This is a genomic window from Ancylomarina longa, assembly GCF_003996985.1.
Classification (GTDB): domain Bacteria; phylum Bacteroidota; class Bacteroidia; order Bacteroidales; family Marinifilaceae; genus Ancylomarina_A; species Ancylomarina_A longa.
The window spans coordinates 74,892-96,989 of record NZ_RJJX01000006.1 but is presented as its reverse complement, the minus strand read 5'-3'; the positions used below and the strand labels follow the sequence as shown (position 1 = coordinate 96,989).

The 22,098-nt window shown below is 39.9% G+C and carries 16 protein-coding genes; 10 read left to right on the top strand and 6 right to left on the bottom strand.

The genetic code is table 11. The features are described from left to right. The first annotated feature begins 4 nt into the window (after positions 1-4). Positions 5-415 (top strand): C-GCAxxG-C-C family protein, encoded by a 411-nt coding sequence (locus tag DLK05_RS06440; protein WP_127343188.1) that lies wholly within the window; start codon positions 5-7, stop codon positions 413-415. 106 nt (positions 416-521) lie between these two features. Here DLK05_RS06440 and DLK05_RS06435 read toward each other — a convergent pair whose 3' ends face one another. After that, on the bottom strand, positions 522-2,216 hold the full coding sequence (locus tag DLK05_RS06435) for a Na/Pi cotransporter family protein (RefSeq protein ID WP_127343187.1): 1,695 nt from the start codon (positions 2,214-2,216) through the stop codon (positions 522-524). A gap of 559 nt (positions 2,217-2,775) precedes the next feature. On the opposite strand from DLK05_RS06435, the gene DLK05_RS06430 reads away from it, so the two are divergent. From DLK05_RS06430 to DLK05_RS06395, 8 genes are all read left to right on the top strand, one after another. Continuing rightward, positions 2,776-5,118: an efflux RND transporter permease subunit gene (locus tag DLK05_RS06430; protein ID WP_235831962.1), complete on the top strand. Its 2,343-nt coding sequence runs from the start codon at positions 2,776-2,778 to the stop codon at positions 5,116-5,118. A gap of 54 nt (positions 5,119-5,172) precedes the next feature. Further along, entirely contained in the window at positions 5,173-6,147 is a 975-nt protein-coding gene (locus tag DLK05_RS06425; protein WP_127343185.1) for a polyprenyl synthetase family protein, read from the top strand. Positions 6,148-6,240: 93 nt separating this feature from the next. Then, complete coding sequence (atpD, locus tag DLK05_RS06420; RefSeq protein WP_127343184.1) at positions 6,241-7,752, top strand: F0F1 ATP synthase subunit beta; 1,512 nt, start codon at positions 6,241-6,243, stop codon at positions 7,750-7,752. Between the two features lie 10 nt (positions 7,753-7,762). Beyond that, a complete protein-coding gene (gene atpC, locus DLK05_RS06415; protein WP_127343183.1) occupies positions 7,763-8,002 on the top strand; it encodes an ATP synthase F1 subunit epsilon in 240 nt (79 codons plus the stop codon). Positions 8,003-8,117: 115 nt separating this feature from the next. Continuing rightward, a complete protein-coding gene (locus tag DLK05_RS06410) occupies positions 8,118-9,152 on the top strand; it encodes a glycosyltransferase family 9 protein (RefSeq protein WP_127343182.1) in 1,035 nt (344 codons plus the stop codon). A gap of 328 nt (positions 9,153-9,480) precedes the next feature. Further along, entirely contained in the window at positions 9,481-11,844 is a 2,364-nt protein-coding gene (gene hsdR, locus DLK05_RS06405; RefSeq protein ID WP_127343181.1) for an EcoAI/FtnUII family type I restriction enzme subunit R, read from the top strand. 173 nt (positions 11,845-12,017) lie between these two features. After that, on the top strand, positions 12,018-13,409 hold the full coding sequence (locus DLK05_RS06400) for a class I SAM-dependent DNA methyltransferase (protein WP_317126938.1): 1,392 nt from the start codon (positions 12,018-12,020) through the stop codon (positions 13,407-13,409). Between the two features lies 1 nt (position 13,410). Next, positions 13,411-15,189, top strand: coding sequence for a restriction endonuclease subunit S (locus DLK05_RS06395; RefSeq protein WP_127343180.1), 1,779 nt, complete (start codon positions 13,411-13,413; stop codon positions 15,187-15,189). A 671-nt stretch (positions 15,190-15,860) separates the two neighbouring features. Here the strand turns inward: DLK05_RS06395 and DLK05_RS06390 are convergent. Then, the gene (locus tag DLK05_RS06390) at positions 15,861-16,151 is read right to left on the bottom strand and encodes a hypothetical protein (protein WP_127343179.1); all 291 of its coding nucleotides are present in this window, start codon (positions 16,149-16,151) and stop codon (positions 15,861-15,863) included. Positions 16,152-16,178: 27 nt separating this feature from the next. Here DLK05_RS06390 and DLK05_RS06385 point away from each other — a divergent pair, with 27 nt between their 5' ends. Next, complete coding sequence (locus DLK05_RS06385; protein WP_127343178.1) at positions 16,179-16,910, top strand: DUF6261 family protein; 732 nt, start codon at positions 16,179-16,181, stop codon at positions 16,908-16,910. An 81-nt stretch (positions 16,911-16,991) separates the two neighbouring features. Here the strand turns inward: DLK05_RS06385 and DLK05_RS06380 are convergent, their stop codons facing one another. The 4 genes from DLK05_RS06380 to DLK05_RS06365 form a co-directional block, all read right to left on the bottom strand. Next, positions 16,992-17,576: a transposase gene (locus DLK05_RS06380; protein WP_127343177.1), complete on the bottom strand. Its 585-nt coding sequence runs from the start codon at positions 17,574-17,576 to the stop codon at positions 16,992-16,994. A 214-nt stretch (positions 17,577-17,790) separates the two neighbouring features. Continuing rightward, on the bottom strand, positions 17,791-19,257 hold the full coding sequence (locus DLK05_RS06375; protein ID WP_127343176.1) for a phospholipid carrier-dependent glycosyltransferase: 1,467 nt from the start codon (positions 19,255-19,257) through the stop codon (positions 17,791-17,793). A gap of 80 nt (positions 19,258-19,337) precedes the next feature. Next, positions 19,338-20,300 carry a GDP-mannose 4,6-dehydratase gene (locus tag DLK05_RS06370; protein ID WP_127343175.1) on the bottom strand — a complete coding sequence of 321 codons (963 nt, stop codon included), beginning with the start codon at positions 20,298-20,300 and terminating at the stop codon, positions 19,338-19,340. A gap of 121 nt (positions 20,301-20,421) precedes the next feature. Beyond that, positions 20,422-22,095 carry an ArnT family glycosyltransferase gene (locus DLK05_RS06365; protein WP_127343174.1) on the bottom strand — a complete coding sequence of 558 codons (1,674 nt, stop codon included), beginning with the start codon at positions 22,093-22,095 and terminating at the stop codon, positions 20,422-20,424. Positions 22,096-22,098 lie beyond the last annotated feature (3 nt).

Here is a 22,098-nt window from a genome sequence, read left to right as displayed (position 1 = left end):
TCAGATGAAAGAAAAAGCCATCTATTCGTTTTACAATGGAATAAACTGCGCCCAGTCGGTATTAACATCTTATGCAGATCACTTGAAATTTGATTCTGACATGACTCTATCTGTATCGAATGGTTTTGATGGAGGAATGGGAAAGTTGCAAAAGACTTGTTGTGCTGTCACAGGATCTTTTATGGTATTGAGTATGAGTAACCCCAGAAGGCACCTGGAAAATATTGACGACAGAAATGCAACGAACGAAATGATTCAGAAGTTCACTTCTGATTATACAATCTTGCATGGTTCTTTTGATTGTAGGACGCTTTTAAATTGTGATTTTACAATAGAAGAAGGAGAGAAGCAGTTTAGGGATTTGGATATGAAAAAGAATATTTGTTCGAAGTGTATTTCCGATTCAATTAATTGAGGATTTAATAAAGAAGTAACTATTATGAGTTTTATTGAAGAAAATTGAGAAACAAAAAATCCCCACCTAATTTAGGTGAGGATTTAAATATATCGAAAGCTACTTGCTATTCTTTAATCTCATTGATTGCTTCGCTTACATTGATACAGTAATCTCCAATTTTCTCACATTCCGAGAATATATCGCTATAGATGATACCTGCTTGATATTTATATTTCTGCTCTTCTACATTGTTCAGATGCTCAGTTTTAAGCGCTGTTCTGTAGTCGTTAATTGTACGTTCAATTTCCCATGCTTTTTTGATATTAACCTCAGCAAAGTCTTTTCTGGAATTATCAAGCATCATATCCAATGCATTGTCAACTAAAACAAACATCTTATTGATATTGTCCCTTAGCTCCTGAGGAAACCATGCTTTTTGATCTCGTTTACGTTTTATGGCTTTTGCAATATTTAGCGTTGAATCACCAACACTTTCAATATCACTCACCATTTTAAAATAAGCCCTAACCCTTTCCGAGTTTTCTTTGCTTAATCGGGTTTCCGATACTGAAGTTAAAAAGTCAGCGATTGCTACTTCCATCTCATCACTTTCGTCTTCTCTTGTTGAGATTTTGTCGAAGAGTTTCGTGAAATTTTTATCGTTATTCTCGTTAAAAGCCTGTTTGGTATAACCAAACATCTTTTTGGTGCTTTTGGCATAGGTGCTAATTTCTTGCTTTGCTAAAAACAGAGATGCCTCCGGTGTAGATAGTATGCCGGTTTTAATATGCTGTAATTTAAATTCCTCGTCCACATTTTCGCGAACAGGTAATAAGCTGGTAACTACCTTTACAATGAAGTTGGCAAACCAAATTAATAATAACACATTCAGAATGTTGAAAGCGGTATGGAATAAGGATAAGGAAATAGGAATGGCTGTTGCACTTTCAAAAGGGTTACCTCCATGTAACAAATTCATATTTACCCAGGCAATGGCATCCAGAAAATAAGGCAATACCAAAAGCATCCACAATACACCAAAAGTATTGAATATTAAGTGAGCAAGAGCCGCTCTTTTTGCAGAAGTATTGGCAATCATAGCAGCCAGATTAGCAGTAATTGTTGTTCCTATATTTTCACCAAGAACCATAGCAGCAGCTACATCAAAACTAATCCAGCCACTATTACACATTACAAGTGTTAATGCCATGGTGGCAGAGGAGGATTGTATCAGGATTGTTAATAAAGTACCGATACCCAGGAATATAAGACTGGTACCAAATCCCATATTTGTATATTCACTTAGGAAAGTTAGAATTTCAGGATTGTGCTTAATATCGGGCATGGATGTTTTCAGAAATTCCAAACCAATAAAGAGCAAGGCAAACCCCATAATCAATTCTCCCCAATTTTTTTTGCTGCGATTTCGAGAAAACAGAAAAGGTAAACCCAAACCAATTAAAGGCAGAGAAATAGCACTCATACTAATCTTAAATCCTAAAATGGAAATTAACCAGGCAGTAACGGTGGTACCTACGTTTGCACCCATTATAACACCAATAGATTCAACAAGTGAAAGTAGGCCTGCATTCACAAAACTTACCACCATAACAGTTGTTGCAGAGGAGGATTGAATTAAGGCAGTAATAAATATACCTGTAAATACACCTTTCACTCTGTTTGATGTCATTGCAGCAAGAAAGGTTCTCATTTTATCACCAGCAACTTTCTGCAATGATTCACTCATCAGTTTCATACCGTATAGGAATAATCCTAATGCACCAATGAGTTTTAGTATATCCATTAATCCGTAATCCATAGTTGGTTTAGTTTAATTTATTTCAATAGATTATTTTGATTTAGATGGGCAAAAGTAGAAGATATTTTCTCAAATTCTAATTTTTTAAAGGCTAATTAAATCGTTAAAGAACACACCATTGATCGAAACCCAGATAATCATTGACTTTTGCTTTTTTAAGCTTTTTTAACAGACTGATAAAGAAGCTAAATTCACTTCTGAAACCTGTTTTGATTGGATATTCCAGCTGTTTTTTGCCAAAATTCTTCAATAAAAGCTGTCAATTAAGCATTATTCTACTCCTGGAGATATTCGCTTAGTTAATTAATTTACTAAAGAACAGACAGTTTAAAGGATTTTCCTTAAATTTATTTTTCATCAAACTTACAATGGCCAGTAAATTGATTTTGATTTCCAACCGTCTTTTGAAAAGATGTTTTTAAGTCGTATTTTCGCCGCAATCTTGAATAAAAAATTGATTTCTATTTTATATTACAACAGCATGTGGAACCGGATCGCAGGATTAATTCTTAGGAACAGAATTTTACTTTTAGTCGTAGTTGGGCTAATTACTATATTTATGGGCTACAAGGCGCAGTTTGTCGAAATGTCTTACCAATATGCGGCCTTACTGCCTTCCGATGACCCAGCTTCTATTCAATACGAGCGTTTTCAAAATACTTTCGGACAGGAAGGGAACGTTATGTTCTTTGCGGTGCAGGATTCCGATTTTTATGAGCTTCAAAAATTTAACGACTGGATTGCTATGGGCGACAGTTTGGTTGCCTTAGATGGGATTGATGCTGTTGTTTCCATTGCCCACACCTACAATATCAAAAAGAATAAGAAGGAAAAGAAATTTGAATTTGAAACCATATTTCCCAAGAAGCTAAGCTCACAGCACCAATTGGATAGTTTGGCAGCCATTGCTGAATCCTTGCCATTTTATCACGGAAGTTTCATCAATAAGGAGAGTAATACTTATTTGATGGCAATAACTGTGAATGCTAAAATAATTAATTCAAAGGCTCGGGAGCCCATGGTAGCCAAGGTTAGGGCAATTACAGATAATTATACTGCGAAGTATAATTTAAAAATGCGATATTCCGGACTTCCCTATATTCGGGTGGTTATGGCACAAATGATTAAGAAGGAAATGAATATGTTCATTATACTTTCCCTTTTGATTACTGCTATTATTTTATTTCTGTTTTTTCGATCGTTTAAGGTTGTGTTCTTTAGCATGCTAGTAGTTGGGTTAAGTGTGATTTGGGCTGTAGGTTCTATGGTATTATTTCATTATAAAATCACACTTCTTACGGCAATGTTACCACCTTTGCTGATAGTAATTGGAATACCCAATTCTGTATTTCTAATCAATAAATATCATGGAGAATACATTCGGCACAATAATAAAATAAAAGCCTTACAGCGCGTAGTATCAAAAATTGGGAATGCTACTTTTTTAACCAATCTTACTACGGCATCCGGCTTTGCTACATTTATTGTAACCTCCAGCCAGATATTAAAAGAATTTGGTGTGATTGCTGCCTTAAATATCATGGCGGTTTTTGTTCTTTCCCTACTATTGATACCAATTATTTTTAGCTTTTTGAATCCTCCGGATCAGAAAGCAACCCAACACCTCGATAATAAAATGACCGTTTGGTTTGTGGGCAAACTGGAGAAAATAGTATTAAATCACAGATCGTTGGTTTATACCATTACCATTGTTATGGTAGTACTAGGTGCTTTTGGTATCAGTAAGATAAAAAGCACCGGATATATGGTAGATGATTTACCACACCACAATGTAATTTTTCAGGATCTGAAGTTCTTTGAGCGGAATATGGAAGGAATTATGCCATTGGAAGTGATGGTTGAAACCAAGAAAAAAGGAGGAATCCTAAAATTATCAACGCTTAAACGATTGAATCGCTTGAATGATTCCTTGAAAGCTTATCCGGAAATTTCCTCCTCTGTTTCAATAGTGGAAGCTGCAAAATTTGCAAATCAAGCGTATTTTAATGGCAAGGAGAAATATTATAAATTGCCAAGTAGTCAGGTGAAAAATATAATCCTTTCTTATCTAGCGAAGGCAGATACAGGTAATGATTCAAAACTGTTCGAAACCTTTGTAGACTCTACCCAAAGTAGGACAAGGATGAGTTTTCGTATGAAGGATATCGGAACCACACGCATGGCAGAAATGGAGAAGAAAATATTGCATCATGTGGATCAGATATTCCCCAAGGACAAGTACACCGTTCACGTAACCGGTTCCAGTATCGTCTTTTTTAAAGGGACAAAATATCTAATTAAGAATCTGTTTTTAAGTCTCGCTTTGGCAATATTTTTAATTGCTTCCTTTATGGCCTGGATGTTTTCTTCCAAACGAATGGTAGTAGTTGCCTTACTTCCTAATCTGATACCTTTAATTATTACGGCAGCCCTTATGGGTTATTTTGGTATTCCGATTAAAGCATCTACCATATTGGTCTTTAGTATTGCCTTTGGTATATCTGTGGACGACACCATTCACTACCTGGCAAAATACAGACAGGAATTGAAACTCACCAATTGGAGTATTCGTTCCTCTGTGGTATTAGCGCTTAGGGAAACGGGTCAGAGTATGATTTATACCTCCATTATTCTCTTTTTCGGATTTAGCATCTTTGCCTTGTCTGAATTTGGCGGAACGGTATCTTTGGGTGTATTGGTTTCCTTAACCCTACTTTCGGCCATGCTATCCAATTTGGTGATATTGCCGTCCTTGCTTCTTACCTTAGAGAAATTGATTACCAACCGTTCCTTCAAAGAACCATTGCTTCAGATTTTCGATGAGGAGGAGGATATTGATTTGGACGAACTTAAAATAGTTGGCAGCGAAAACAAAGCAGAAAAAGAAGAGCTATTGAAATGATTTTTTATATTTTAGTGAGCTGTTAAAAAAACACACCAATAGATTCTGAATACCATGTATAGTTTTAATGAACTTCAGGGAATTGTTCAAAAAGAAATCGATGGTCTGGAGTTATCCATTCCTCCCGAAGGACTTTTCGAACCTATGAAATACATTTTGGGAATTGGAGGGAAGCGACTTCGTCCGATTTTAGTACTGCTTAGTACTAATTTGTTTAAAGAGGATTTAACTAAAGCATGTCTTCCTGCCATTGGCATGGAGGTATTTCACAATTTCACCTTGTTGCACGACGATGTGATGGATAATGCTCCGATTCGTAGAAGCAAGAAAACGGTACATGAAAAATGGAACTCTAATGTGGCTATCCTTTCCGGAGATGCCATGTCTATCAAAGCATATCAATACATTGTAAGTTGCGAAGATAAATATTTGAGAGATGTGCTCACCGTCTTCAATCAAACTGCCCTGGAAGTTTGTGAGGGACAGCAATTCGATATGGATTTTGAGGATAGGGATGATGTAAAGGAGGAGGAATACCTTAATATGATTCGCTTAAAAACCGCCGTCTTGCTTGGAGGAAGCTTGAAAATGGGTGCAATAATGGGAGATGCAAGTCCCAAAGATGCAGATCTCCTTTATCATTTTGGCACCAACCTGGGTATGGCTTTTCAATTGCAGGACGATTTATTGGATGTGTTTGGGGACGAGGCAGTATTTGGCAAGAAGATCGGAGGAGATATCCTATCCAATAAAAAAACCTTTTTACTCATTAAGGCACTAGAAAATGCCAAGGGAAAGGATCGGGAGGAATTGGTTATCTGGTTGGGTGCTAAAGAATTTGATCCGGAAGAAAAAATTGAAGTCGTAAGAGGTATCTACAAAAAATTAAAGGTTAGGGAGCAGTCCCAAATTAAAATAGACGAATACTTTGCTTATTGTCTGGAATACCTGGATAAAGTAGAGGTCGAAGCGGAAAAAAAGAAGGAGTTATATGCTTTGGTGAGTGGTTTAGTAAATCGTTCCGTTTAAGAATGTTAAAAAATATTACTTCTCTCTGCTTTTAAGCTAAAAATGTTAAATTTGTCGTCATGCGTAATTAATGATTCCAAAAAATTAATGTAAATGTCACAAAATATCGGCAAAATTGTACAGGTGATCGGACCTGTTATCGACGTAAGTTTTGAGAAAGAAGGAAGCAAGCTTCCTGAGATTTACGATTCATTAGAAATCGTGATGGAGAAAGGCAAAAATCTAGTGATTGAGTGCCAGCAACATATTGGTGAGAATACAATTCGCGCAGTAGCCATGGATTCCAGCGACGGTTTACGTCGGGGAATGGATGTCATTGCAACAGGTTCTCCGATCACGATGCCTCCTGGAGATAAGATCAAAGGCAGATTGCTTAATGTAGTTGGGGAGACCATTGATGGAATCGGAGAGGTCAGCAAAGAAGGGGGATATCCAATTCACCGAACTCCACCAAGATTTGAAGATTTGAGTACTGAATCAGAAGTATTCTTCACCGGAATCAAAGTAATCGATTTGATTGAGCCTTATGCAAAAGGTGGTAAGATTGGATTGTTTGGTGGTGCTGGTGTTGGCAAAACCGTACTGATTCAGGAATTGATTAATAATATCGCAATAGGACAGGAAGGACAATCCGTATTTGCTGGTGTTGGAGAACGTACCCGTGAAGGAAATGACTTGCTTCGGGAGATGATCGAATCGAAGGTAATCCGTTATGGAGATGAATTCGAAGAAGACATGGCCAAAGGAGGATGGGATCTTTCTAAAGTGGATAAAGATGCGCTGGAAAAATCACAGGTGTCACTGGTTTTCGGCCAGATGAACGAACCACCGGGAGCACGTGCTCGTGTAGCTTTATCCGGACTTACCGTTGCCGAGAGTTTACGCGATGGTGATGAGAAATCAGGAGGGCGTGATATCTTATTCTTTGTAGATAATATTTTCCGTTTCACACAAGCCGGATCCGAAGTATCTGCGTTATTGGGACGTATGCCTTCAGCTGTAGGTTATCAGCCAACATTATCCACCGAGATGGGGGTAATGCAGGAACGTATTACCTCAACCAAACGGGGATCTATTACATCAGTACAGGCGGTTTATGTACCTGCTGATGACTTGACAGACCCTGCGCCGGCAACCACATTTGCTCACTTGGATGCTACTACTGTATTGAATCGTAAGATTGCTGAGTTGGGTATTTATCCTGCGGTAGATCCATTGGATTCTACCTCTCGAATACTAAGTCCTGATGTAGTAGGAGAAGAACATTACACTTGTGCACAAAAGGTAAAAGAAATTTTGCAGCGATATAAGGAATTGCAGGACATTATTGCAATTTTAGGTATGGAAGAATTGTCGGAAGAGGATAAGCTGGTAGTACACCGTGCTCGTCGTGTTCAACGATTCCTTTCTCAGCCATTCCATGTTGCCGAGCAATTTACCGGTTTAAAAGGATGTTTGGTTTCTATCGAAGATACCATCAAAGGTTTCAATATGATTATGGATGGTGAAGTGGATAAATATCCCGAAGCAGCCTTTAACCTGGTTGGAACCATTGAAGAGGCCATGGAAAAAGGAGAGAAACTATTAGCGGAAGCTGAAAACTAAAAATCATTTTATGCATTTGGAAATTGTAACACCCGAAAAGAGTTTGTATTCCGGAGAGGTTGAATTGATACAACTTCCTGGTAAGAATGGCTCCTTTGAGATACTCAACAAACACGCGGCTATTGTATCAAGTCTTGAGAAAGGCAAGATTAAAGTAAAAGAAATAGCCGGGGAAACCATTTTTTTTGAAATCAACGGAGGCGTTGTAGAATGCAAGAATAATGTAATCTCCGTATTGGCAGATAGCTAGTTATTAAATAACATATAAGTCTAACCCCGGAACTCTGTTCCGGGGTTTTGTATTTTGTAAGCAAAGCTTTTTATACATTTGTGCTATCAATTTTAAATCCACACTTTTTACTACGATGCCAAAAAAATTCCTGATCATTCGCTTTAGTTCCATAGGAGATATAATTCAATGTATGACCGCTGTTGATGGTATCCTAAACCATTATCCCGATGCCGAAATTCATTGGATTGCCCGCAAGGATATGTCTTCTTTTTTGGCCATGGATCAAAGAATATATAAGGTTTGGGGATTCGACCGTAAGGATGGCTTTAAGGGACTGTTAAAACAAGCCAGACAGCTAAAACAGGAACAATTCGACTTTGTGTACGATGCACATAGTAATATCCGTTCTATCGTGCTAAAAACAATTTTAACTCCCCGATGGAAGCGATGGTTTGGCATTGGTCCGCAATTGAGTCTGCGTAGTAAGGATCGTTTCAAACGGATATTGCTTTTTCGGTTTAGAATCGATCGGTTTCCCATGCCATTCCGGGGAATGTTATCCTATCGAAAGCCATTGGAAAAATGGGGAATTAGCGATTATTCCAAAGAGAATACAGATTGGCATTTTCCCGAGCAGCTAATTACCAAAATGGAACAGGAAGTCTTCGCGAAGATCAAAGGGGAAACCAATAAGCTAATTACCTTAGTACCATCGGCTGCCTGGCTAATGAAGCGATGGCCTGTTTCGCACTGGCAGAAGCTAATTCAGCAAATGCCCGATTATAATTTTATGATTTTGGCCGGACCCGACGATGTATTCTGCAAAGAATTGGAGCAGATGGCACCCGAAAGAGTGCTGAATCTGAGTGGAAAAACCAATCTGTTGGAATCCTGCTATCTGGTTTTAAAATCTGCTTTGGTGATATCTGGGGATACCGGCTTTCTGCATGCTGCCGATAAATTTAATGTAAAAGGCATCTCCCTGATGGGACCAACTGCATTTGGATTTACCACCGGAGCACATATTAAAACCATGGAAATGGACATGAAATGCCGCCCTTGTAGCAAAGATGGATCCGGAAAATGCAGCCAGAAAATATACCAGAAATGTATGGTAGATATTACTCCGGAGATGGTGGCAGAGCAGGCAAAATACATGCTGAACTAGCATTAATACAGACTTTGCGAGTACTCCATTTTACCGTCAGGTAATAGATATACCAGACCTGACAGGTTTTCAAAACCTGTCAGGTCTTTTTATCCAATCCAATCCTTGAAAACCAGTCAGGTCTCCTTCCTCCATTTATCACAAGTTGCAAACTTGTTGGAGAAGAGAGTTAAAAGGAAGGCATAATCGTGATAATGTTTAAATAGAGTTTAGATCAATGAGGCTTACTGAAATTTGAGTGTCAGAACATCAAGGGTTTTTAATTATTTTGTTAATTTTGGTTTTGTCATTTTACAAACCCGAAATACAAAGACTAACTCTTAAAAGCATGAATAAAAAAGACCTGTCCGAAAGAGATATATGTACCAAGTTTATCAATCCTGCCATTATAAAAGCGGGCTGGGATATGAAAAAGCAAGTACGCGAAGAAAAATCTTTTACCGATGGTCGCATTATTGTTCAAGGAAGAATGCATACTCGTGGAAGAAGAAAGAGAGCAGATTACATTCTTTACTTTAAACCTGATATTCCAATTGCCATTATCGAGGCGAAAGATAATAAACACAGCATAGGCGCGGGAATGCAGCAGGCTCTGGAGTATGCCGAGATCCTTCAAATTCCCTTTGTGTTCTGCTCCAATGGGGATGGTTTTATCTTTCACGACAAAACAATCAGCGAAGGACAAATAGAGAGAGAGATTGCCTTAGATGAGTTTCCTTCTCCGGAAGAGCTATGGAAACGCTATCTGAAAAAAGAAGAGATTCAAGAAGCCCAGGCCGTTAAAATAGTGGAACAAGATTACCATGTGGATACCAACGGGATGAGTCCTCGCTACTATCAGGCGAATGCTATCAACCGTAGCGTAGAGGCAATAGCCAAAGGACAGAACAGAATCCTTTTGGTAATGGCTACAGGTACGGGAAAAACCTATACCGCTTTTAATATTGTGTGGCGCTTGTGGAAGGCGGGAGTTAAGAAGAGAATCCTTTTTTTGGCTGATAGAAATGCCCTGCTAACTCAAACAAAGAATGGCGATTTTGCTCCTTTTGGTAACGATATCATGCATATCATTAAGAACCGGAAGATTGATAAATCCTACCAGATCTATTACGCCCTCTACCAGGGATTGACCAGCAACGAAGAAACAAAGAATGCCTATAAGGAGTTCAGCAGGGATTTCTTCGACTTGGTAATTATCGACGAGTGCCACCGCGGCAGTGCTTCCGAGGCATCGGCATGGCGTGAGGTACTGGATTATTTTTCGTCGGCCACACAAATTGGTATGACGGCAACCCCCAAGGAAACACGTGATATTTCCAATATCAGTTACTTTGGTGAGCCGGTTTACACCTATTCGTTGAAACAAGGTATTGAAGATGGATTCCTGGCACCCTATAAAGTGATTAAAATTAACACCAGCATAGATGAGGAGTGGAGACCCACCAAAGGCTTGTGCGATAAATATGGTAACGAGATTGAAGATCGCATCTACAACCTGCGCGATTACGATCGGAAACTGGTGATTGATGAACGCACCAACTTGGTAGCACGTAAGATTACTGAATATCTGAAAGCCACCGACCGATTTGCCAAAACCATTGTTTTCTGTGTGGATATTGACCATGCCAACCGCATGCGACAGGCTTTGATCAACGAAAATGCCGATCTGGTAGCCAAACATCCTTTGTATGCAGTGAAGATTACGGGTGATGATGAAGTGGGAAAACGCGAACTCGATAATTTTACCGATGTAGAGGAACAATTTCCGGTAATCGCTACCACATCGAAAATGCTGACCACGGGGATCGATACCAAAATGGTAAAGCTGATTGTTCTGGAAGCCAATATTGGCTCGATGACGGAGTTCAAACAGATTATTGGCCGTGGTACTCGCATCCGCGAAGCCGAAGGAAAGCTTTATTTTTCGATAATGGATTTTAGAAGAGCGACCAACCTGTTTGCCGATCCCGATTTTGATGGCGAACCGGTTGTGATTTACGAACCAGAACCCAATGAGCCTGTGACACCTCCTGACGAAGATGATGATGTGATTGAAACACCACCAAGAGAAGGGGATGATGTTTTTACACCACCTGATATCAATGTTGACGATGAAGAGGAGGATCGCCCCAAAAAATACTACGTAAATAAGGTGAAGGTGACCGTTGCCAATGAAAGGGTGCACTATTATGGCGCCGATGGCAAACTGATTACCGAATCGCTGAAAGACTATACCAGGCAGAATATCAAAAAGGAGTTTGCCTCCCTCGACGATTTTTTAAGTAAGTGGAGCACGGCCGATAAAAAGGAGGAGCTGGTGAAGGAACTGGCCGAACATGGCATCCTCTTGGAGGCTTTGCGCGAGGAAGTAGGCAAAGATATGGATGATTTCGACCTGATTTGCCATATTGCCTTCGATAAACCATCGCTAACCCGGCATGACAGAGCCAATAAGGTTCGCAAGCGAAACTACTTTGCCAAATACGATGAAATAGCGAAGCAGGTGCTCGACACTCTTTTGGAGAAATACGAGAACGAAGGCATCGCATCCATTGAGAATCCTTCGGTATTGAAACTACAAGCTTTTACACAGATAGGTTCTCCGGTGAAATTGGTGAAAGCTTTTGGCAAGAAGAACGACTACGAAGAGGCTGTTAAAGAATTACAGGAACAGATTTATTCCATTGCTTAAAAGTCTATCATTAGGTAGATATAAATATTAAATTTGCAGACCTGACAGGTTTTTAAAACTGTCAGGTCTTTTAAACAAGTAAATCCCCTTAAGGGATATAGCACTATTTAATGACCATTGACCAATAACTAATTACATGAGCAACATAACAGGCAACATAAAGAGCATACGCGATATTATGCGTAAAGACGCAGGGGGTAGATGGAGATGCACAGCGCATTTCGCAAATGGTATGGATGCTCTTTCTAAAAATATTTTCCGATAAGGAGGAGGAGTGGGATATCACCATTGAGGGATTTGAAAGTCCTATTCCCGAAGCATACAAATGGGAGACCTGGGCTGCCGACGACGAAGGATTAACAGGAGATGCCCTAATGACCTTTGTAGATACCCAACTATTTCCTACTCTAAAGGAAATTGATTTGAGCTTGAATCCGCAGGCAAAAATTATTCGTTCGGTATTCGAGAATACCTATAATTACATGAAAAACGGTACGCTCTTTCGTCAGGTAATTAATGTGATTAACCAGATTGATTTCAATAGCGATGACCGTCATCTGTTCAATGATATTTACGAAACCATATTAAAGGAACTGCAATCGGCAGGATCTTCGGGAGAGTACTACACCCCACGTGCAGTAACTCAGTTTATGGTCGATATCATCAACCCACAACTCACCGATACCGTTTTAGATCCGGCCTGTGGCACAGGGGGATTTTTAACCTGCAGCATCGATCACAAGAAAAAACTGGTGCAAGATGCTGCTCAGGAACGCAGCATGCAAGCCACCATTCGGGGGATAGAGAAAAAGCCTTTGCCACATTTGTTGTGTACCACCAACCTGATGTTGCACGGTTTCGATTTACCGGCTGTGCAGCGAGGCAATTATCTGGCAAAACCCTACAGCGATTGGAGCAAAAAGGATAAGGTAGATGTGATCCTCACCAATCCACCTTTTGGAGGAGTAGAGGAAGATGGAACCGAAACCAATTTCCCGGCAAAATTCCGTACCAAGGAAACGGCAGATCTGTTTTTGGCTTTAATCATCAAGCTTTTGAAAGATACCGGACGGGCTGCCGTGGTATTGCCCGATGGCACTTTGTTTGGCGAAGGCGTAAAAACCCGTATCAAAGAGGAGCTGATGGCCAAATGCAAGCTGCATACCATTGTTCGCTTGCCCAATGGCGTGTTCAACCCCTACACAGGTATTAAAACCAACCTGCTGTTTTTCGAGAAGGGTACACCAACCAAAGATATCTGGTATTTCGAGCATCCTTATCCCAATGGAGTAAAGAGCTACAACAAAGGCAAACCCATCAACATTAAGGAGTTCGATTTGGAAAAAGCCTGGTGGAACAAACGGGAAGAAAACCAATATGCCTGGAAAGTATCGGCTGAAGAGATTGCCAGGCGTGGCTATAATCTGGATGTGAAAAACCCACATCAGGAAGCTGATAATTTGGCTAGTCCTGAAGTGCTATTGCAGCAATTCCGAGCCAGCGAAGAGAAGATCAGCTCTGTGCAAAATGCCATTATCAACGTATTAACCGAAGCCCTAAAGTAGCATGCAATTACTCGAACATTTTAAAGAACTGAGCATCTACCCAAAGAATGCTAAGGAGCTAAAGGGCTTGATACTGCAACTCGCCGTACAAGGCAAATTAACAAGAGCTTTTCGTGATCGTCATCCTGAACTTGTTTCAGGATCTCATTCTGCCAAAGCCCTACTCACAAGCATTAAAGCCGAAAAGGAACAGCTCATAAAAGACAAAAAGATAAAGAAGGAAAAGCCTTTGCCTGCCATTACTGCCGATGAGATTCCTTTTGATTTGCCTGAAGAATGGGAGTGGTGTAGGTTAAGAGATATAGGGGTTACTCAAACAGGAAACACTCCATCAAAAAGTAAGGCTGAAAACTTCGGTGATTTTATTCCATTTCTTGGTCCAGCAAATATCTTAAATGATTGGATTGAATATCCTGCTGTAGGGTTGTCTGAGTTGGGATTGCAAAAAGGGAGATTGATTTTAAAAGATTCCTTGCTAATGGTTTGTATTGGAGGGAGTATTGGTAAGTGTAATATTAATGATATTGATATTAGCTGCAATCAACAAATTAATACTATTACTTCAATAATCGCTCCTGTGCAATATGTGAAGATAATTGGACAGTCTAAATATTTTCAAAAAAATGTAATTTTAAAATCATCTGGTTCTGCAACACCAATTATTAATAAAGGAAAATGGGAATCGATTGTAATTCCAGTCCCCCCTCTAACCGAGCAAAAAGCCATAGTAGAGACCGTCAATACCCTGTTTAAGGAAGTAGAAGCATTGGAGAAGCTAACGGTAGAGCGTGTTAAGCTTAAGGAAGATTTCATCACCTCAGCACTGCGTGAGCTAAGCACAGGCGATACCCCAAAAGAATGGGCATACCTGCAAAAACATTTCTCTGCTTTCATGAACGAGCAGAGCAACATCAAAAAGCTACGCGAAACAATCCTACAGCTAGCCGTACAAGGCAAGCTCACCGCCAATTGGCGCGCACGTCATCCTGAACTTGTTTCAGGATCTCATTCCGCCAAAGCCGTACTAAAACAAATCCAAAAAGAAAAAACTCAGCTTATCGCTGATAAAAAAATCAAAAAGGAAAAGCCTCTGCCTGCCATTACTGCCGATGAGATTCCTTATGAACTTCCTGAGGGTTGGGAATGGTGTAGGTTGGCTAATTTAACACGAATTATAACTAAAGGCTCCTCTCCGAAGTGGCAAGGAGTCGAATATGTAGAAGAGGAGAATGGTATACTCTTTATTACCAGTGAAAATGTTGGTAATTATAAGCTTCTACTTGAGAAAAAGAAATTTGTAGAACCAAAATTTAACGAGATTGAACCTCGATCTCTTTTAAAGAGAGATGATATTCTTATGAATATTGTTGGTGGTTCTATTGGTCGAACAGCAATTTATAACTTAGACGAAGTTGCTAATATTAATCAAGCTGTAACTATTATTCGATTGATACCCAAAGTCAATTACCAATACTTTTTGCACTTTTTCAATAGTCCTGTTTGTATTAGTTATATGTATGACAAACAGGTTGATAATGCAAGACCAAATTTAAGTATGGGTAATATATCAAAATTCAAAATTCCGTTTCCGTCTCTCACTGAACAAGGTGTTATAGTCGAAAAGGTCAACAGTTTGATGGCTTTATGCGATGAGTTGGAAAAGGCAGTGATCGCCAGCAAGGCAAATGCCGAACAATTAATGCAGTCGCTTATTCGGGAGCTTTTCGAAAAGCCAATCCACACTGAAGCACTTGCAGCCGCTACAACTGTCGAAGCTTAAAATATCACATCAGACCTGACAGGTTTTTAAAACCTGTCAGGTCTTTTTATTCTACGCAATCTTCAGCACCCAGTCAGGTATTGAGCTTTTCGAAAATCCAGTCCACACCGAAGCACTTGCATCCGCTACAACTACCGAAGTTTAAAATATCGTTCCAGACCTGACAGGTTTTAAAAACCTGTCAGGTCTTTTTATTTTACCCAATCTTCAGCACCCAGTCAGGTATTGAGTTTTTCGAAAATCCAGTCCACACCGAAGCACTTGCAGCCTCTACAACTTTCGAAGCTTAAAATATCACATCAGACCTGACAGGTTTTTGAAACCTGTCAGGTCTTTTTATTTTACCCAATCTTCAGCACCCAGTCAGGTATTGAGTTTTTCGAAAATCCAGTCCACACCGAAGCACTTGCAGCCGCTACAACTCCCGAAGCTTAAAATATCATATCAGACCTGACAGGTTTTCGAAACCTGTCAGGTCTTTTATCTAATCCTTCGTAACCAGTCAGGTATTGAGTTTTTCGAAAATCCAGTCCACACCGAAGCACTTGCAGCCACTACAACTTTCGAAGCTTAAAATATCACATCAGACCTGACAGTTTTTCAAAATCCGTCAGGTCTTTTATTTTACCCTCTTGTAATCGTTGAAATCAAGATGCAGCCTGTAGGGAAGCTTACCCGGTATGGGGAAAGCTTGCCGTAAGCTGCATGGGCAAATTCCCGGGTAGGGGATTTCTTGCTGCAAGTTGCATGGGCAAATCCCCACGGTGGGGAAAGCTTGTCGCGAGCTCGTATTGGCCATCCCCGGGGCAGGGAAATGCTGTTGCGAGCTCGTAATGGACTTCCCGTATTAGGGAAAATGCTGTTGCAAGCTCGTACCAGTCCTTTTGCAAGGTTAAGTAATATAATTTAGATAAAAAGTACTGTAAAATATTTGTGATAAACTTAAAAATTTGTAATTTCATATTTGTTAATTTTTAAAACTAATATTTATGTACTCATCAAATCGTTTAAGAGAACTTCGCAACAGCGAATTTATTCAATTCATTAAAACATTTCTCAGCCTCCTGTTGGCCAGGGATACCGAAGCACTAAAATTGAAAAGTAAGACCGATGAATTGGGCGGTTTATTCGCAGAAATTACTGCTGTATTTAATCCCAATTTGGGAAATCGTATTTCGCAAGAATTACAGGAGCTTGATTCGCGTCGCGACAATGCATTTTCTGGTGTAGAACAGGCAATTAAAGCTAATTGCTATCATTACGAAGCACCTATTCGCAATGCAGCAAAACTACTTCTGGATTCGCGTAATAATTATGATTCCGGTATTGTTCGTTTGAACTACCAGGCCGAGACAAGTGTGCTGGAAAATATTGTTCGAAAATGGTTGGGAGATCCTGAATTAAGCAGTGCGCTTAGCGTTTTAAACCTCACCGATTGGGTGAACGAAATTGTGGAAGCAAACACACTTTTTAGCACACGATATTTAGATCGGTTAAAAGAAGAGGCTCATGCACCCACTATAAAGCTTGCCGATCTGCGCAAACAGATAATGGTTTCTTATGGTAATTTAGTTGAAGTTATTAAGGCTTATCAGGTGATAAGTAATAAACCGGATTATGCTGATATTATAAAAGAAAGCGATCAGTTAGAGGAGGAGTATAATAGGATACTTGCCATGAGATCCGGTAGTAAAAAGGAAGAAATTCCAGCCGCGGAATAAAAACACCAGACCTGACGAGGTTTTTAAAACCAGTCAGGTCTTTTTATCCTACCCAATCCTTGAAAATCAGTCAGGTCTTTTCTATTCCAATCCCAACCATTCTTCCATCTGCTTACTTGCCATTGCATGCTGATGCATGTATTTAAAGTTTGCTTCATCATTGAACCATTCGATCACCTCTTTTCGTTTTAGTTTGGTTGGCCTGTTACTCAGGCAACTCAAGTAGCTAGACCATCCGTATTCAATTGCATGAGAACAAAAGTCATGATGAACCGGGTTGTTGTGAATGTATAGTAAAACACGATTTAGGTAGGTATCGTTTTCAATTAATTTTCTTTTAAAAGGGCGTTCGAAGAGAGCACCATGGCGATTGTTACGTTTGTTAAATGCCTTAGTGTAGGCATTGAATAAATTAGAAAAATATTGGTGCGTTGCCTTTAGTTCTGTCGAGTCTATTTCTTCTACATCCTTTAATCTAAGCAGTACGTGAAAGTGATTGGGCATCAAAACCCATGCGTATGTATCTGCAATTGGGTCGATATATTTCTCATACAAATTCAAAAAATAAGCGTAGTTATCTTCTTCAATAAACAGATCGCAGCTATTTATTCCACGATTGTAGATGTGGTAATAGCTGCCAGATTCAAGAATATCTAAGGCTTGCATATGTTTTGCTTTAAGAATGGAGTAATTTGCTATGAGCGTAATAAAATTATATGAATAGAGAAGAAGAAACAATTATAAAATTTGTTATCAACAAAAGACCTGACAGGTTTTTAAAACCTGTCGGTCTATCATCGAGGTCTGGTTCAAATTGCGAACTTGTGAAAGATAGGGCATTGAGAAGTTGTTTATAAGGTTATAATACACCAGGCCTACTTTATTCAATACGATATACTCCAAAGGTTTTTCGACCCTTTACCCAGCTTAATCTTTTAACAGGTATATTCTTTGCTTTAAGGTAGGCGGTAAAATCCTTGTCGCAGTCTTTGGGAAGCATCCAGATTCTTTTCTGCCCTGTAGTTTGTAATTCTTCATCGAGAGTTTCTAATGGCTCAAAAGTTGCGTAATGGCCTCTAAAATCGACCCGTTTAATGGGGACATCTAAAAAAATAGATAAGCCATAGTGAGGCTTGGTATCCACAAATACCACTTCGGTATAATCCCTGGGTGTGATTTTATCCAGTCGGTGGGCAAGTACGCGGCTATCCTGATCCAGGTTCACAAATCCCATTCCTGCCCGTAGTAAAATCATTACAATAGCCAGAGAGGCAAGCAGCACCATTGTTCTTTTCTTTTCGAATATCTCCACCGGTACATTACGCGCACCAATTAGCGCAAGCGGAATAAATAGCGGTTGAATGTAAAGGGGAAGACGGGAGTCTGCCACAAAAAATATCAGTAAAGGAAATAGAATCCAGCAAAGCAGAAAAAAATCTCTGGCATCCGGGAAGGCAGCCTTTCCACGGGCATGAAAAAAGCTTTCTCTCGCAGTTTTATAAATCCCTGTAAAGATAGATTTACTCCAGGGAAGTGTTCCCAGTAATAAAGTTGGGATGTACACGATAAATCCGCCAAGTAAACCGGCATTTCGTTTGTGCTCAGCAGTTGCTACACGATTCACCACTTCATCTTTCAAAAAATAGTGCAGGAGATGGGGCGTTTCGTTAATCACATAAAAGAACCAGGTGCCACCAACAACAAGAAAGAGTATGAATCCGAATCCGAAATTCGACCAGCGAAATTTACTGCGTGCTTCCTTGTTAACGATCAGAAAAACCAGAAATCCCAGGAGGGGAAGTAGGGCAGGCGGACCTTTGGTTAAGAAAGCCAATCCCAGAAAAGCACTTCCGGCCATCGACCATAAAAATCGATTTCTCTGGCTTGTATCTTTAAAATAGAGTACGATAAAGCAGGCCATGGCTGCTGTTTCGAATAAAGTAAGCACACCATCGGTGGAGATAGCGTTGGAGGCTGCGATGGGCAGTAAGCAGCTTGCAAATATCAGCGCAGATAACCACGGATGTTTCGGGGTAAAGATTCTCCCTAAGAAACCAACCAGTAATATAGTGAGTAAGTAAGCCAATGCATTGGGAAAGCGCACAGCAAAAGTGTTTTTGCCAAATACTTTCAGGCTGGCAGCAGTAGCCCAGTAATAAACGGGTGGTTTGGTCCAGTGTGCCTGTTCGGGATGAAGTTTTGGGTGGATCCAGTCACCCGTTGTTAGCATGGTGTAGGCCACATCGGCATATCGCCCTTCGGTAGATTCATAAATGCCTCGTGATCCTTGAAAAAGGAAGATGTAGCAGAAAATTACAAATAGGATTACAATGTTTTTTTTGCTCATTTTAGTCTGAACTTAGGTGGCAGAGCAGCATCCTTAATAATTCGTGTTCGAGCGGGATTCTGCTTAAGTCAGGTTTTATTTTACTTCTCTTGATTTTGATGAAACCAATTTACGAAATTTTGAATTCCTGTTTCGAAAGAAGTTTTAGGATTATAGCCAATAAGGTTTTTTGCTTTACTGATATCTGCAAAAGTCTGATCTACGTCGCCGGGCTGCATTGGTAGTTGTTCTATTTTGGGGCTTATTCCAAGTGTTTTACCAATGGTTTCAATCATGGTACTCAACAATATTGGATAAGAATTTCCCAGGTTAATGGTGTCGAACACACTTTCGTGATCAAACAGATAGTTGCAACATTTAACGATGCCATCTACGGTATCGTCCACATAAGTATAATCGCGGGCGGTACTTCCATCTCCAAACATAGGAATTGTTTCCTGGTTCGAAATCAATCGCACAAATTTACGAATAGCCAAATCGGGGCGCTGGCGCGGACCAAAAACAGTAAAGAATCTCATATTAATGATATCCAAATCATACAAATGATGATAGGTGTGATTCAATACTTCGCAGGATTTTTTGGTGAAGGCATAAGGCGAAATGGCTTTATCCACATTCATCGTTTCGGTGAATGGCACTTCCTGGCAGTTTCCATAAACCGATGAGGAGGAGGCAAAGGCAAGCTTCTGAATCTTCCGGGTTCTCATAAAATCGAGAATATTGCGTGTAGCGGTGATATTGCTGTCGATATAAGCCTGCGGATCTTCTATGGAAGGGCGAACGCCTGCTTTTCCAGCGAGGTGTACAATCAGGTCAACCGATTCATTCAGATAGTCCAGGCTGCCACTCTCGCGCAAATCCAGCTCATGAAAATGGAAGTTTGGATGCTGGATAAAACCAGCCATATTTTCTTTCTTGATTGCCGCAGGGTAAAAGGGATCGAAGTTATCTACACCCACAACCTGATAGTTGAGTTCTAATAATTTTTCGCTTAGGTGAGAGCCGATAAAACCGGCGCATCCTGTTACTAATATTGTAGTCATCTTATGCTTTTTTTTGTCTGGAACCTTGTGCTGAAGGCTAAGTCTTATTATCATTAAGCAATCTTCAACTGAGCTTACAACCCGTTCCTAATATTTTATCCTCTAATCTACGGATTAGATTTTATAAGTCTGGCATTGGTGTGATCACCGATACATATTTTTGAAAATGCGGTTTATTGCGGTGTCTTCCTTTGCTGTAACGATTATAATCGTAAAACTCCAGGGTTTCAATGTTCACTCTTGCCTGTATTTCTTTGGGAATAACACTTTCGGGTGGAGTACTGGAAAAAACCACAAAAGCTTTGTGTTCAGGAATATTATTAGAGCCATCGAAATTCCAGGCTTTTACTTCCTTTCCTACTTCCCAAACCAGCTCAATTCTAAAACCTTCTTTCCCGATACTGTAGTAATTCAAATCCTGAATGGCAGTAATATTTCTTACCTCGCGGATATTTTTAAAATCAGGATTACGATTCACGATTCCCTTTGTGTTGGGAATAATAAAGATCTCTGCCAAAGCCATTAGAGCTACCATGCTTAAAATAAATCCACGTACCGATTTCTTTTTCCAACAGGAGAGCAAGTACACAAACAGAGCTTCGCAGAATACGGAAAATACGATAAACTGAGCCAAAGGCATATCTCCTTTCTGATAAAAGAGCATATACACAGCGATTGGGAGAGCTAGGGTAACGATGGCAATCAACCAGAAGTTAACTCCCCAAACCAAACGATCCCATTTGTCGGCAGTTTTGTTCTGAAATACTTTAATTAAATGCTGCAATACTTGTCCGGCAAGGATAGCCGAAGGTAACATCACTGGTAACAGATACCTGTCTTTTTTCTCTGGAAACAAGGATAATAATACCACTGCAGATAGTGTCCAGATTAAAGCGAACTTATATTCTTTTTTCGATTCGAATCGTTTTAGTGCGTAGGGAACCAATAAGCCAGAGGCGATCACTAAAGTCCAGATACCCGATTGAATGGGGAAATTCCAGTAGTAATAGAAGGGACGAACATGGCGGTTAATCCACGAGCCAGATTCCAGTTTAGCAATGGCTGCAGCTTCCTGAGCATGCGCCACGGCAATATATACAGGCCACCAAAAGCTAATCAAGGCAAAAATAAACAGAGCCAATACAAATGGCTGCCATTTTCTCAGAATCACTTTACCGCCATACACCCAGCAGTAAGCTATTAAAAAGGGCAGGAATAAGGCAAAGAAGGCAACCGGACCTTTACTCAAAAAGGATAATCCGAGTAGTACTCCTGCACCGATAAAATAATTCCAGTTCTTATTTTCGGTCTTCCATCCTTCAAACAGCAGCCAAATTGCGCCAAGCATAAAGCTGTGGCAATAAATATCCCAGGTTCCGGTTCTGCTCATATACAGCACATAAAAACTGGATAAAAGAACCAGACTATTGATGAAAGCAGCACTTCGTTTGCCATTCAGGCTCAAAGTGAAGCGATACATAAAGACAACCATTAATATCCCCATTACCCCGGCAGGAAAACGTAGTAAGCTTAGGTTCTCTATCCCAAAATACATTCCAAACAAAGCAGTTATCCAGGTTGGCAAAGGTGGTTTGGCCAATCGTAATTCGCCATTCATACTTGGTACCAACCAGTTTCCTTTTGCAATCATTTCGCGGGCAGTAACAAAGTTCCTCGCCTCCATGATATTCACAAAAAAGGTATCGCTGAAGATAAAAAAAGCGAAATAGCAAAGGATAAATAATAGTAAAAGGTGGAGATAGGATTTGTTCTCAAAAAGAGTTTCCAGCTTCATAAT

Excerpts from the sequence above, each read along its gene's own strand:
- DLK05_RS06440 (WP_127343188.1), top strand. The coding sequence starts at position 5 with ATGAAAGAAAAAGCCATCTATTCGTTTTACAATGGAATAAACTGCGCC.
- DLK05_RS06435 (WP_127343187.1), bottom strand. The coding sequence starts at position 2,216 with ATGGATTACGGATTAATGGATATACTAAAACTCATTGGTGCATTAGGA.
- DLK05_RS06430 (WP_235831962.1), top strand. The coding sequence starts at position 2,776 with ATGGGCTACAAGGCGCAGTTTGTCGAAATGTCTTACCAATATGCGGCC.
- DLK05_RS06425 (WP_127343185.1), top strand. The coding sequence starts at position 5,173 with ATGTATAGTTTTAATGAACTTCAGGGAATTGTTCAAAAAGAAATCGAT.
- atpD (WP_127343184.1), top strand. The coding sequence starts at position 6,241 with ATGTCACAAAATATCGGCAAAATTGTACAGGTGATCGGACCTGTTATC.
- atpC (WP_127343183.1), top strand. The coding sequence starts at position 7,763 with ATGCATTTGGAAATTGTAACACCCGAAAAGAGTTTGTATTCCGGAGAG.
- DLK05_RS06410 (WP_127343182.1), top strand. The coding sequence starts at position 8,118 with ATGCCAAAAAAATTCCTGATCATTCGCTTTAGTTCCATAGGAGATATA.
- hsdR (WP_127343181.1), top strand. The coding sequence starts at position 9,481 with ATGAATAAAAAAGACCTGTCCGAAAGAGATATATGTACCAAGTTTATC.
- DLK05_RS06395 (WP_127343180.1), top strand. The coding sequence starts at position 13,411 with ATGCAATTACTCGAACATTTTAAAGAACTGAGCATCTACCCAAAGAAT.
- DLK05_RS06390 (WP_127343179.1), bottom strand. The coding sequence starts at position 16,151 with ATGAAATTACAAATTTTTAAGTTTATCACAAATATTTTACAGTACTTT.
- DLK05_RS06385 (WP_127343178.1), top strand. The coding sequence starts at position 16,179 with ATGTACTCATCAAATCGTTTAAGAGAACTTCGCAACAGCGAATTTATT.
- DLK05_RS06380 (WP_127343177.1), bottom strand. The coding sequence starts at position 17,576 with ATGCAAGCCTTAGATATTCTTGAATCTGGCAGCTATTACCACATCTAC.
- DLK05_RS06375 (WP_127343176.1), bottom strand. The coding sequence starts at position 19,257 with ATGAGCAAAAAAAACATTGTAATCCTATTTGTAATTTTCTGCTACATC.
- DLK05_RS06370 (WP_127343175.1), bottom strand. The coding sequence starts at position 20,300 with ATGACTACAATATTAGTAACAGGATGCGCCGGTTTTATCGGCTCTCAC.
- DLK05_RS06365 (WP_127343174.1), bottom strand. The coding sequence starts at position 22,095 with ATGAAGCTGGAAACTCTTTTTGAGAACAAATCCTATCTCCACCTTTTA.